This is a genomic window from Pseudomonas sp. SB113, assembly GCF_040754745.1.
Classification (GTDB): Bacteria; Pseudomonadota; Gammaproteobacteria; order Pseudomonadales; family Pseudomonadaceae; genus Aquipseudomonas; species Aquipseudomonas grimontii.
Genome location: NZ_JBFMHW010000008.1, coordinates 1 through 12074, shown reverse-complemented (window position 1 = coordinate 12074; position 12074 = coordinate 1). Strand labels below are relative to the sequence as shown.

The window sequence follows — 12074 nt, the reverse complement described above, 5'->3', positions numbered from 1 at the left end:
CTGAATCAGGAGGGCAGCATGGGGCAAAGCGCCGCAACGGGTGTTGACGGGTATCAAGACCCTAGGTCAATAACTGGCTCAATACCGCCCGCAACTTGCCGGGCTTGAGCGGTTTGTTCAACAACGGCGCATCCAGCCGCCTTAATGCGCGGCGGCACTGGTCGGTGCGGTCGGCGGTGATGATCACGGCAGGGATGTTCTGCGCGAAATGCTCGCGCAGGTGCTTGACCACCGCACAGCCCACCACACCGTGGTCGAGGTGGTAGTCGGCAAGGATCAACTCCGGCGCCCGGCCCTGCAACGCCAGCAACGCCCCGGCCTGGTCGGTGGCAGTGATCACCTCACAGCCCCACTGCGCCAGCAGCGCGCGCATGCTGTCGAGGATGCTCACCTCATTATCGATCACCAGCAGGCGCCGCCCCGGCAGCGGGTTGCCCGTGGTCGGCAGCACCGGCAGTTGGCTGATCGCCTGGGGCATCTCTTCGCTGATGGGCACCTCGATACTGAACATCGAGCCACGCCCCGGCCACGAACGGACCGCCACCGGGTAGCCGAGGATTTCGGCGATACGCTCGACAATCGCCAGGCCCAGCCCCACGCCTTTACGGTCTGAGGCACGGCCGACGTCGAGCTGGTTGAACTCGAGGAAGATCGCGTCGAGCCGGTCGGCTGCGATGCCGCGCCCGGTGTCCCACACCTCCAGGCGCAGGCGATCGCCACGGCGGCGCGCGCCGAGCAGGATGCAGCCCTCGTCGGTGTAGCGGCAGGCGTTGCTGAGGAAGTTGCGCAGGATGCGCGTCACCAGTCGCAAGTCGGTGCGAATCGCATAATGGCCGGTCCGCGCGCGCAGGTTCAGCCCGGCCGCCAGCGCCACCGACTGGAACTCCGAGACCAGCGGCGCAAACAGCTCATCCAGGCGATACAGCGCCACATCGGGCTTGACCGCCGCCTGGTCGAGCCGCGAAATATCCAGCAGGTCGGTGAGCAAATCCTCGGCGCCTTCCAGGGCCTGGTGGGTGCGCTCCACCAGCACCTGTTCGACGCTGGGCAAGTTACGTTCGCGCAGGGTCGAGATCAGCAACCGCGCCGCGTTCAGCGGTTGCAGCAGGTCATGGCTGGCGGCGGCGAGGTATTTGTCCTTGCTGCGATTGGCAGCCTCGGCGGCGTCGCGCGCATCGCGCAGCTCCTGCTCGACCTGCTCACGTTGGGCGATCTGCTGTTGCAGATTGCGGTTGGCTTCCAGCAGTTCATCGGTGCGCGCCGCCACACGCTGCTCCAGCTCATCGTTGAGGCGAATGTAGCGGTTGCGCTCGGCCTCCAGTTCGTCAAGGCGCGCGGTGAGTTCCGGGTAGTGGCTCTTGCGCGCCGAGTGATTGCCCAGCCCCAGCAGCCCGGCCAGTGCCTGTTGCTGATCTTCAGAGCGCTTCGCCATACACCACCTCGACGTCACGCTGGCTCGACTCGCGCGGGTTGGTGAGGATGCACGGGTCGTGCATCGCATGTTGGGACAGGAACGGAATATCCGCCACGCGCACCCCATGCAAACCGAGGGTTTCGTGAAAACCGATGGCGTGTTTCAGCGCAATCAGATGCTCCACCAGCCGCCCGCGAATCTGCCGATGGCTGAGGCCCCGGCAATCGATGCCGAACGTCTCGGCAATCACCTTGAAGCGCTCCGGCGCCGAGTTGTAGTTGAACGCCACCACGTGTTCCACCAGCACCGCGTTGCACAAGCCATGGGGCAGGTCGAGAAACCCGCCGAGGCTGTGGGACATGGCATGCACCGCGCCGAGGATCGCATTGGAAAACGCCAACCCCGCCTGCATGCTGCCGAGCATGATCTTCTCGCGCAGGGCAATGTCACCGGGGTTGGCGATCATCTGCACCAGGTTGCCGTTGATCAGGCGCATGGCTTCCAGCGCATGGGGGTCGGTGAGCGGGCCGTGGCCGGTGGACACGAACGCCTCGATGGCATGCACCAGTGCGTCGATACCGGTGCAAGCGGACAGGAACGGATCCATGCTCGCCGTGGTTTCCGGGTCGATGAGAGACACATCCGGCACCACCGCCTTGCTGACGATGGAAAACTTCATGCGTTCCTGCTGGTTGGAAATGATCACGAACTGCGAGACATCCGCCGAGGTGCCGGCGGTGGTGGGGATCAGGATCAACGGCGGGCTCGGCACGCGGATGGTGTCCACGCCTTCGAACTCGAGGATGCAGCGCCCATGGGCGACCACAATGCCGATGGCCTTGCCGCAGTCCATGGGGCTGCCGCCACCGATGGCCACGATCACGTCGCAATGGTTTTCCCGGTACACCTCGGCACCGAGCATCACTTCCTCGACACGCGGGTTGGGCGACACGGCGCTGTACAGGCAGTAGTCGATGCCGATGGCCTGCAGGCTGGCTTCCACATCGGCGACCCAACCGGCGGCGATCACACCGGGGTCGCTGACCACCAGCACCTTGCGCGCGCCGAAGGTCTTGGCATAGTTACCGACGTTATGCCGGCAGCCGGCACCGAAGATGATTTCAGGCGAGACGAATTTACGCAGGAGGCTCAGATTTGGGCTCATTGGAAAGCCTGTTGTTATTATTTTTGGGAGATGCGCTTCACACTAACCCATTCGGGGGCGAATGCAATCAGACCAAAGGGTCATTCCCAATACGGCACCGGCCAGCGCGAGGCTGGCCGGAGATGGATCAGCGGCTGGCGAAGTACATGGTCACTTCGAAGCCGATACGCAGGTCGGTGAAGGCGGGTTTGGTCCACATGGGGAGAGTCCTCTTGTTGTGCCGGAAGATTCCGGTAAGGGCATTAATGCATGGGGGGATGGGGGGGCGAATGCTACTTTCGAAGTAAATGCCGCACTGCATTAGTCGCGAATGTACAGGGAGCAAAATGTGGGAGGGGCTTGCCCCCGATGAGCATGAGTATCTACACAACTTCAATAGAATAGTGCGCAGCTGTCGAGCCTTGGCGAGGCTGCGTCAGGCGCGCTGCCGATTCAGGCTCGAGGCGCGGCCGACGCAGCCTCGCTTGCGCTCGGCAGCTGCTACGGATTTGCGCGGTGTTGGATAAGACGGTATCTACGCAGAAGGCTCGCTCAAGTTGTGTAGATACCCATGCCCCGATGAGGGAGTGTCAGTTGATGCATCTGTAACCGACCCACCGCTATCGGGGGCAAGTCGAATCGTCGCACCGCCCCTCCCACACTTGATTGCATTTCAAGTTGGAATCAGAAGAAACCCAGTGGATTGATGTCGTAGCTCACCAGCAAATTCTTGGTCTGCTGGTAGTGATCGAGCATCATCTTGTGGTTCTCACGCCCCACGCCCGACTTCTTGTAGCCGCCAAACGCCGCATGCGCCGGGTACAGGTGATAACAGTTGGTCCACACGCGGCCGGCCTTGATCGCCCGGCCCATGCGGTAGGCGCGGTTGATGTCGCGGGTCCACAGCCCGGCGCCGAGGCCGAATTCGCTGTCGTTGGCAATCGCCAGGGCTTCGGCTTCGTCCTTGAAGGTGGTGATACCCACCACCGGCCCGAAGATTTCTTCCTGGAACACGCGCATCTTGTTGTGGCCCTTGAGCAGGGTCGGCTGGATGTAGTAACCGCTGGACAGGTCGCCCTCCAGGCGCTCGGCCGCGCCGCCGGTGAGCAGCTCGGCGCCCTCCTCCTGGGCGATCTTGAGGTAGGAGAGGATCTTGTCGTATTGCTGTTCGGACGCCTGGGCACCGACCATGGTCTCGGTGTCCAACGGGTTGCCGCGCTTGATCTTGACGATCTTCTTCATCACCACTTTCATGAAGTCGTCGTAGATCGACTCCTGCACCAGCGCCCGCGACGGGCAGGTGCACACTTCGCCCTGGTTGAAGAACGCCAGCACCAAGCCTTCGGCGGCTTTTTCGATGAATTGCGGCTCGGCCTGCATGATGTCTTCGAAGAAGATGTTCGGCGACTTGCCGCCCAGCTCAACGGTGGACGGAATCAGGTTTTCGGCCGCCGCATGCATGATGTGCGCGCCGATTGGGGTCGAGCCGGTAAAGGCGATCTTGGCGATGCGCTTGCTGGTGGCCAGCGCCTCCCCGGCTTCGCGGCCAAAGCCCTGCACGATGTTGAGCACGCCCGGTGGCAGCAGGTCATTGATCAGCTCGGCAAACACCATGATCGACAGCGGCGTCTGCTCGGCCGGCTTGAGCACGATGCAGTTGCCGGCGGCCAGTGCCGGGGCGAGTTTCCAGGCGGCCATCAGCAGCGGAAAGTTCCACGGAATAATTTGCCCGACCACGCCCAATGGCTCATGGAAGTGATAGGCCGCGGTGTGTTCGTTGATCTCGGCGGCACCGCCTTCCTGGGCGCGGATGCAGCCGGCGAAGTAGCGGAAGTGGTCGGCGGCCAGGGGCACGTCGGCGTTGAGGGTTTCGCGCACGGCCTTACCGTTGTCCCAGGTTTCAGCAACGGCCAGCACTTCGAGATTCTGCTCGATACGGTCGGCGATTTTCAGCAGCACCAGCGAACGATCCTGGGGCGAGGTCTTGCCCCAGGCGTCGGCGGCGGCATGGGCGGCGTCAAGGGCTTTGTCGATGTCGGCGGCGTTGGAGCGCGGGAATTCAGCGATCACTTCACCGGTCACCGGCGAGGTGTTGGTGAAGTACTCACCGCTGAGCGGCGCGACGAACTCACCGCCGATGTAATTGCCGTAGCGCTGCTTGAAGCTGACGATGGCGCCAGGGGTGCCAGGTTGTGCGTAGATCATGTTAAAGCCTCTGTCTGGGTCCGGGCCTGTCGGTCAACAGGCGATGACCCGATAGTAAAGAGCCCCCGTTGCCGGGCGAATGCGCCGTTGGCAGGGGGGGACTTGTCATTTGGTCGTAGATTCAGTGCTTGGCGACCAGCTCTTTGGGCAGCTTGAAGGTCCAGAGCATGCCGCCCTGGTTGAAGTCCTTGATGCGCTTGGCCACTTCACCGCCCCACAACGGCACTGCGCCGCCCCAGCCGGAGAGCACCGAGACGTACTGTTCGCCGTCCATTTCCCAGGTCACAGGCGAGCCGAGCACGCCGGAGCCAGTCTGGAATTCCCAGACCTTCTCGCCAGTCTTGGCGTTAAACGCTTGCAGGAAGCCTTCCGGCGTACCGGTGAACACCAGGTTGCCCTTGGTGGTCAGCACCCCGCCCCACAGCGGCGCAAAGTTCTTGTGGCGCCAGACTTCCTTGCCGGTCTTCGGGTCGATGGCGCGCAGCACGCCGATGTAGTCTTCGTTCAGCGGCTTGATGGTGAAGCCCGCCCCCAGGAACGCCGCGCCCTTCTTGTAGGCGATGCCTTCGTTCCAGATGTCCATGCCCCACTCGTTGGACGGCACATAGAACAGCCCGGTGTCGCGGTTATAGGCCATCGGCATCCAGTTCTTCGCACCGAGGAAGGCCGGCGCGACAAACACTGAGGTACCCTTGGTTTCGCTGCCCGGCGCGCCTGGGCGGCTGGCTTCGTTGTAGATCGGCCGACCGTCCTTATCCAGGCCGGTGGCCCAGGTGATCTTGTCGACAAACGGGAAGCCACGGATGAACTTGCCGTTGGTGCGGTCGAGCACGTAGAAGAAGCCGTTGCGGTCAGCGGTGGCCGCGGCTTTGATCTCCTTGCCGCCTTCGGTGTAGTTGAAGGAGATCAGCTCGTTGACGCCGTCATAGTCCCAACCGTCGTGGGGCGTGCTCTGGAAGTGCCACTTGATGGTGCCGTCGTCCGGGTTCAGCGCCAGGCGCGAGGACGAGTAGAGGTTGTCGCCAGGGCGCAAGTGCGAGTTCCACGGCGCCGGGTTGCCGGTGCCGAACAGCAGCAGGTTGGTTTCCGGGTCGTAGTAGCCGCCCAGCCACGGTGCGGCGCCGCCGGTTTTCCACAAATCCCCCGGCCAGGTCTTGCCCGCCTCGCCGCCGGAGATGCCGTTTTCCACGGCTTTGCCGTCCTTGTAGACATAGCCCATATGGCCTTCGACGGTCGGGCGACTCCACAGCAGCTCGCCATTTTTCGGGTCGTAGGCTTCGATCTTGCCCACCACGCCGAACTCGCCACCGGCCACGCCAGTGATCAGCTTGCCGTTGATCACCAGGGGCGCGGCGCTGATCGAGTAGCCGTCCTTGTGGTCGGCGACTTTTTTGCTCCACACCACTTTGCCGGTGTCTTTGTTCAGCGCCACCAGCTTGGCGTCGAGGGTGCCGAAGAACACCAGGTCGCCGTACAGCGCCACGCCACGGTTGATCACGTCACAGCACGGGCGGATGTCATCGGGCAGACGCGCATCGTACTGCCAGAGCTTCTTGCCGGTGCGCGCATCCACCGCGAACACCCGCGAATAGGAACCGGTGAGGTACATCACCCCGTCCTTGATCATCGGCTGAGCCTGTTGCCCACGCTGTTTCTCACCACCAAAGGAAAACGCCCAGACCGGGCGCAGTTCCTTGACGTTGTCGACGTTCAGGGTGTCGAGGGGGCTGTAGCGCTGGCCCTGCACGCCCAGGCCGTTGGTGACGATCTGCGCGGGGTTTTTCGGGTCCTGGAGGATGTCCTCATCGGTGACCGAGGCCATGGCCTGGCCGGATAACAGGATGGCACCGAGCAACACACTCAAGGCGAAGGGTTGGCGACGTGCGGGTTGGGTCATGACGGCTACCTCTGCGGTTTTTTGTTATACCCGGGAAATTTTCCCGGTCTGGTGCCGATTCTTGGACGCAGGGGCCGTTGTCACAATTGACCGCAGTATCGAGTTTGCTAGTTCCTTAGTAGCGGGTGTCCACCCGTTGCATCTGTTCGCGCTCGTAACGCGGGTACAGGTGGCTGACGCTGCGGATCAGTTCATAGCGGCTCAGGCTGATCGCGGCGAAGCGCTCCGGTATGGGGCTGCGGATCATCTCGGCCATGTCGATGCCATGGCTGGCGCCGTCACGCAAAAGTTGATCGAGCCAGGTCAGGTAGTCGCGCATCTGCGTGAGGGGTTGCGCGTCGCTGGCCACCGGGCCGTGGCCGGGCACGATCAGGGTCCAGGGCAAGGCTTGCAGGGTACCGAGGTCAGCCAGCCACACCGCCAGCCCCGGGCTGTTGGGGGTGGTGAGCGCGCGCTGGTAAAACACCAGGTCGCCGGCGAACAGCACGCCGGTGCTCTGGTCGAAGATCGCCAGGTCGGCGCCGGTATGCCCGGTGAGCGCGAGCAGGCGCAAGTCGTGGCGGCCGACGCTCAGTACACCGGGTTCCAGCACCTGGGTGGGCAATACCACTTCGGTGCCGCGCATCCAGTCGCCGACCATGCGATAGAGGTTTTCCGCCATGCCGTCGCCCTGCTCGTGCAGCAGCCGCGTGGTCTCGGCCAGGGCGCCGATGGGCACGTCCTTGAAGGCCTGGTTGCCCAGCGCATGGTCGGGGTGGTGATGGGTAATCAGCACCTGGATCACCGGCTTGGGGGTGACACGGGCGATGGCCTCGCGCATGGCTTCGCCGTAGCGCCGTGACGGTCCGGTGTCGATTACCACCACGCCGGCCTCGGTGACGATGAAGGCGGTGTTGACGATATTGCCGCCATTGGCCTTGGCAAAATTGTCGGTGCTGCCTTCAAGCAGCCAGGTGTCATCGGCGATCCACCGGGGCTTGAGGGCGTAGTCGAGGTCCGCCAGGGCGGGCAGGCTCAGGCCCAGGCATAACAATAGAATCCAGCGCATGCCGCGCTCCTTCTGGTCAGGGGATAGCCGCGTCGAACTCATTGCCGCTGTTGTCACGCAGCACCAGGCGGGTGGGCCCCGGCGCGTCGATGTCGAAGGCCAGGTTGGGGTTCTCGCTGACCGCCGGGAACAACTCAAGATCAGCCAGCACCCGGCCGTCCTGGCCGCGCAGTTGCGCATGGTTGATAAAAAACTCGGGGATGCCGCTGACCATGCCGTTATCCATCGGGTGCGCCACCTGCACACGTACGCGGCTGAACTCGCCAAGCGGGTAACGCCCGCCGAGCACTTCGCCGATGTGCTCTTCCCAGCCCGGCTGGGTGCGTACCACGCTGGGCGCGGTGCAGCCACCGCCGGCTGCGTCGATCAGGGTCGAGCCCACATGCCACATGCCGTCATCGGTGAGCACCGCCGCACGCAACGGCGTGGCCTGCTCGATACGAATCCGCAGCGACAGCCACGGCAGCACGCCGGCCTTGGGTTGGAAGTCGACGATTTTCGGCAAGGGGTTGAGCTCGGCCCAGGCGAGGATTTTCACCACATGGCCGTTGAAAGCGCGCGCGTCAATTTCCAGCGGCACCTGGCGCGCATCTTCGGCGAACGGCGGCGCGAGCAGCTTGACCCGGTCGTCAAACACGAACGGCGCCTCGGCCAGGAACTGCTTGTGATAGAACGCCCACATCACCGACGGCACCGGGTCGACCTCCACGGCGTGAGCCGCCAGCGGCAGCCAGCAAGCCAGGATGCAACTCAGTCGCCAGTTCATCGCCTGCTCCTATTGATACATCTCGGGCACTTCGTACTGCAGGCCGTAATGGGCATAGATGGCTTGCACCGCGCCGTCGCGGATCAGGCCTTCCAGCGCCTCTTCCACGGCATAGGCCAACTGACGGTTGCTCTCGTGCACCGCCATGCCGATCTCCCAGCGTTGCTTGCCCATGTTCGGGTAGGCGTTTTCGGCCAGGGCCAGTTGCGGGTCGTGGGCTTCATGCACCTGCCAGTCGACCTCGCCGCGCAGCGCCATCACCGCATCAACCTCACCGGCTTTCATCGCCACAAAGGCCTGGGGTACGCCGGGGTAGTGACGGGTCTTGCCGGCGAGCATGCCGTTGAACACCGAGGTGAGGTAAAACGACGGCACGCTGTCGACTTCGACGCCAATCGGGTGCTGCTCGAACACCGCCACGCTGGCAACCGTGTCCAGACGCCGACGGTCATAAGCCACCTGCCATTGTTCGTTCTGGTACGGCCCGAACATCACCACCTGGCCGTTTTCCAGTTCGCCCTGGTCGTTGCGCTTTTGCGCGTAATCACGGTCGTAGGGCGCACGCATCATCAGGTCGGCCAGTTGCTGGTTATGCAACGGGCTGCCGCGCCAGATGTAGTCGCGCAGGTCGTCGTCGAGCTTCTCGCCGGCCGGCGCCCAGATCAACTTGAGCCGTACCCCCAGCGCCATGGCCAGGGCCTGGGCCAGTTCCACGTCGACCCCGCGCGGGGTGGCGCCGTCTTCGAAACTGTAGGGGGCAAAGTCTTTGTACACCGCTACGTTGATTTCGCCGGCGGCGATCATCTGGTCATAGCTGCGCACCTGCGCCTGTGCCGGCTGGCAACACAGCAGGGCCAGGCCAAGCACATAAGCGAACAGGCGCATGGCTTACTCCTCGACGTGCACGGTGTCCAGGTAGGTGCGCACGGCCCACAAGGCTTCCTGGCTCAGGTAGTCGGCCATTTTCGGCATGTACACACGGCCGTCACGCACCGCGCCATGGCGCACACGCTCGACGAACCACTCATCACCGGCTTCGCCCACGTCGAGCATGCGCAGGTCGGGGGCGATGCCGCCGGACTTGGCTTCCAGGCCGTGGCAGGCGGCGCAGTTCTGGTTATAGGCGGACGAACCAATTTCCACGGCCCGGTCGTGTTCAGGCGAGGTGCGGTACGGATTGACCGCCGCCCAGCCGTCTTCGTTGACCGCCACGCCGGCGTCCTTGATCGAGGTCAGGCCCTTGGTTTCCACCGCTTGCGGGACCACGTTGCCATGGGCCCAGGCGGAGCCCCCGGCGATCACACCGACCAACAGCCCGGCGACGAGCAAGGCATTGTGTTTTGTTGTCATTATTTTTGCCCTCAGGATTGCACGCAAAACCTCATTGCAGAGGCTATGGCAACCATCTTAGAAACCACGGGGCATGGGCCGTATGCTGCTTTGGTGGTCGGCTTATCCTCCCTTGGTAGTAGGGCTTGTGGGGCACGCCTAAAACAGTGGCGCCTCGGGAAGCCTTCCCGGCCACAGCGGGACTTTTTCCGTATCCGCCAGGCCCACGGCGTTCCACCCTGTGCAGGCCAAAACCTCCACTGGGAACTGCAACCATGACAATAAGATCGCTACCCGCCCGTTCACCGTTAAGCCTTGCCGTGCAAGCCTTCCTGCTGGTCGGCGGCCTGTCCCTCAGTGCCGTAACGTTCGCGGCCGCCGAACCCGCCAAGCCGACGCGCAACGTCACCTGGGAAGACATCGCCAACGACCACCTAACCACCCAGGACGTGCTGCAATACGGCATGGGCACCAACGCCCAGCGCTGGAGCCCGCTGGCCCAGGTCAACGACAAGAATGTGTTCAAGCTCACCCCGGCCTGGTCCTACTCGTTCGGCGATGAGAAACAACGCGGCCAGGAATCCCAGGCGATCGTCAGCGACGGCGTGGTCTATGTCACCGGTTCCTATTCCCGCGTATTCGCCCTCGACGCCAAGACCGGCAAGCGCCTGTGGACCTACAACCACCGCCTGCCCGACAACATTCGTCCGTGCTGCGACGTGGTCAACCGCGGCGCGGCGATCTTCGGCGACAAGATCTACTTTGGCACCCTCGACGCACGCCTGATCGCCCTCGACAAAAACACCGGCAAAGTGGTGTGGAACAAGAAGTTCGGCGACCACGCCGCCGGCTACACCATGACCGGCGCACCGGTGCTGATCAAAGATAAGGTCAGCGGCAAGGTGCTGCTGATCCACGGCAGCTCCGGCGATGAATTCGGCGTGGTCGGCCAGCTGTTTGCCCGCGACCCCGACACCGGTGAAGAAGTGTGGATGCGCCCGTTCGTGGAAGGCCATATGGGCCGCCTCAACGGCAAGGACAGTAGCCCCACCGGCGACGTCAAGGCGCCTTCGTGGCCGGATGACCCGACCACCGAAACCGGCAAGGTCGAGGCCTGGAGCCACGGCGGCGGCGCCCCTTGGCAGAGCGCGAGCTTCGATGCCGAGACCAACACCATCATCGTCGGCGCCGGCAACCCTGGCCCTTGGAACACCTGGGCGCGCACCGCCAAGGACGGCAACCCCCACGACTTCGACAGCCTCTACACCTCCGGCCAGGTCGGCGTCGACCCGAGCACCGGCGAAGTGAAGTGGTTCTACCAGCACACCCCGAACGACGCCTGGGACTTCTCCGGCAACAACGAGCTGGTGCTGTTCGATTACAAGGACAAGGACGGCAAGGTGGTCAAGGCCACCGGTCACGCCGACCGCAACGGCTTTTTTTATGTGGTGGACCGCAACAACGGCAAGCTGCAGAACGCCTTCCCCTTCGTCGACAACATCACCTGGGCCAGCCATATCGACCTGAAGACCGGGCGTCCGGTGGAGAACGAAGGCCAGCGTCCGGCCAAGCCATTGCCGGGTGAAACCAAAGGCAAACCGGTGGAAGTCTCGCCGCCGTTCCTGGGTGGCAAGAACTGGAACCCCATGGCCTACAGCCAGGACACCGGCCTGTTCTACATCCCGGGCAACCAGTGGAAAGAGGAATACTGGACCGAAGAGGTCAACTACAAGAAGGGCTCGGCGTACCTGGGCATGGGCTTTCGCATCAAGCGCATGTATGACGACCACGTCGGCACCCTGCGCGCGATGAACCCAACCACCGGCAAGGTAGTGTGGGAGCACAAGGAAGCGTTGCCGCTGTGGGCCGGCGTGCTGGCAACCAAGGGCAACCTGGTGTTTACCGGCACCGGCGACGGCTTCTTCAAGGCCTTCGACGCGAAAACCGGCAAGGAGCTGTGGAAGTTCCAGACCGGCAGCGGCATCGTCTCGCCGCCGATCACCTGGGAGCAGGATGGCGAACAGTATGTCGGCGTGACCGTCGGCTATGGCGGCGCGGTGCCTTTGTGGGGCGGCGACATGGCCGAGCTGACCAAGCCGGTGGCGCAAGGCGGGTCGTTCTGGGTGTTCAAGATCCCGAGTTGGGATAACAAGACCGCGCAAAAATAACCCCTATCCCCTCCCGTAGCAGCTGTCGAGCGCAAGCGAGGCTGCGTCGGCCGCGACTCGGGCTTGAATCGGCAGCGCGCCTGACGCAGCCTCGCTTGCGCTC

Annotated in this window: 10 protein-coding genes; 1 reads left to right on the top strand and 9 read right to left on the bottom strand. The window is 63.5% G+C overall.

What is annotated here, in order from left to right:
• Positions 1 to 61: 61 nt before the first annotated feature.
• From AB1462_RS12515 to pedF, 9 genes are all read right to left on the bottom strand, one after another.
• The gene (locus tag AB1462_RS12515; protein WP_367246782.1) at positions 62 to 1432 is read right to left on the bottom strand and encodes a hybrid sensor histidine kinase/response regulator; all 1371 of its coding nucleotides are present in this window, start codon (positions 1430 to 1432) and stop codon (positions 62 to 64) included.
• On the bottom strand, positions 1416 to 2579 hold the full coding sequence (ercA, locus tag AB1462_RS12510) for an alcohol dehydrogenase-like regulatory protein ErcA (RefSeq protein ID WP_090405974.1): 1164 nt from the start codon (positions 2577 to 2579) through the stop codon (positions 1416 to 1418). Before ercA ends, AB1462_RS12515 begins: the two co-directional genes overlap by 17 nt.
• A gap of 127 nt (positions 2580 to 2706) precedes the next feature.
• Positions 2707 to 2778, bottom strand: a complete 72-nt coding sequence (gene pqqA / locus AB1462_RS12505) for a pyrroloquinoline quinone precursor peptide PqqA (RefSeq protein WP_010209364.1) — start codon at positions 2776 to 2778, stop codon at positions 2707 to 2709.
• A 464-nt stretch (positions 2779 to 3242) separates the two neighbouring features.
• Positions 3243 to 4763 carry an aldehyde dehydrogenase family protein gene (locus AB1462_RS12500; RefSeq protein ID WP_259193243.1) on the bottom strand — a complete coding sequence of 507 codons (1521 nt, stop codon included), beginning with the start codon at positions 4761 to 4763 and terminating at the stop codon, positions 3243 to 3245.
• A 121-nt stretch (positions 4764 to 4884) separates the two neighbouring features.
• Complete coding sequence (locus AB1462_RS12495) at positions 4885 to 6660, bottom strand: PQQ-dependent methanol/ethanol family dehydrogenase (RefSeq protein ID WP_090405980.1); 1776 nt, start codon at positions 6658 to 6660, stop codon at positions 4885 to 4887.
• Between the two features lie 115 nt (positions 6661 to 6775).
• Positions 6776 to 7708 carry a quinoprotein relay system zinc metallohydrolase 1 gene (locus tag AB1462_RS12490; protein WP_367246781.1) on the bottom strand — a complete coding sequence of 311 codons (933 nt, stop codon included), beginning with the start codon at positions 7706 to 7708 and terminating at the stop codon, positions 6776 to 6778.
• 16 nt (positions 7709 to 7724) lie between these two features.
• Positions 7725 to 8474, bottom strand: coding sequence for a quinoprotein dehydrogenase-associated SoxYZ-like carrier (locus AB1462_RS12485; RefSeq protein ID WP_367246780.1), 750 nt, complete (start codon positions 8472 to 8474; stop codon positions 7725 to 7727).
• A 9-nt stretch (positions 8475 to 8483) separates the two neighbouring features.
• Positions 8484 to 9359, bottom strand: coding sequence for an ABC transporter substrate-binding protein (locus AB1462_RS12480; protein WP_090405989.1), 876 nt, complete (start codon positions 9357 to 9359; stop codon positions 8484 to 8486).
• A gap of 3 nt (positions 9360 to 9362) precedes the next feature.
• Positions 9363 to 9824 carry a cytochrome c-550 PedF gene (gene pedF, locus AB1462_RS12475; protein ID WP_090405992.1) on the bottom strand — a complete coding sequence of 154 codons (462 nt, stop codon included), beginning with the start codon at positions 9822 to 9824 and terminating at the stop codon, positions 9363 to 9365.
• A 254-nt stretch (positions 9825 to 10078) separates the two neighbouring features.
• On the opposite strand from pedF, the gene exaA reads away from it, so the two are divergent.
• The gene (gene exaA, locus AB1462_RS12470) at positions 10079 to 11971 is read left to right on the top strand and encodes a quinoprotein ethanol dehydrogenase (RefSeq protein ID WP_090405995.1); all 1893 of its coding nucleotides are present in this window, start codon (positions 10079 to 10081) and stop codon (positions 11969 to 11971) included.
• Positions 11972 to 12074 lie beyond the last annotated feature (103 nt).

Coding starts and splice junctions, on each gene's coding strand:
- AB1462_RS12515 (WP_367246782.1), bottom strand. CDS start 1,432: ATGGCGAAGCGCTCTGAAGATCAGCAACAGGCACTGGCCGGGCTGCTG.
- ercA (WP_090405974.1), bottom strand. CDS start 2,579: ATGAGCCCAAATCTGAGCCTCCTGCGTAAATTCGTCTCGCCTGAAATC.
- AB1462_RS12500 (WP_259193243.1), bottom strand. CDS start 4,763: ATGATCTACGCACAACCTGGCACCCCTGGCGCCATCGTCAGCTTCAAG.
- AB1462_RS12495 (WP_090405980.1), bottom strand. CDS start 6,660: ATGACCCAACCCGCACGTCGCCAACCCTTCGCCTTGAGTGTGTTGCTC.
- AB1462_RS12490 (WP_367246781.1), bottom strand. CDS start 7,708: ATGCGCTGGATTCTATTGTTATGCCTGGGCCTGAGCCTGCCCGCCCTG.
- AB1462_RS12485 (WP_367246780.1), bottom strand. CDS start 8,474: ATGAACTGGCGACTGAGTTGCATCCTGGCTTGCTGGCTGCCGCTGGCG.
- AB1462_RS12480 (WP_090405989.1), bottom strand. CDS start 9,359: ATGCGCCTGTTCGCTTATGTGCTTGGCCTGGCCCTGCTGTGTTGCCAG.
- pedF (WP_090405992.1), bottom strand. CDS start 9,824: ATGACAACAAAACACAATGCCTTGCTCGTCGCCGGGCTGTTGGTCGGT.
- exaA (WP_090405995.1), top strand. CDS start 10,079: ATGACAATAAGATCGCTACCCGCCCGTTCACCGTTAAGCCTTGCCGTG.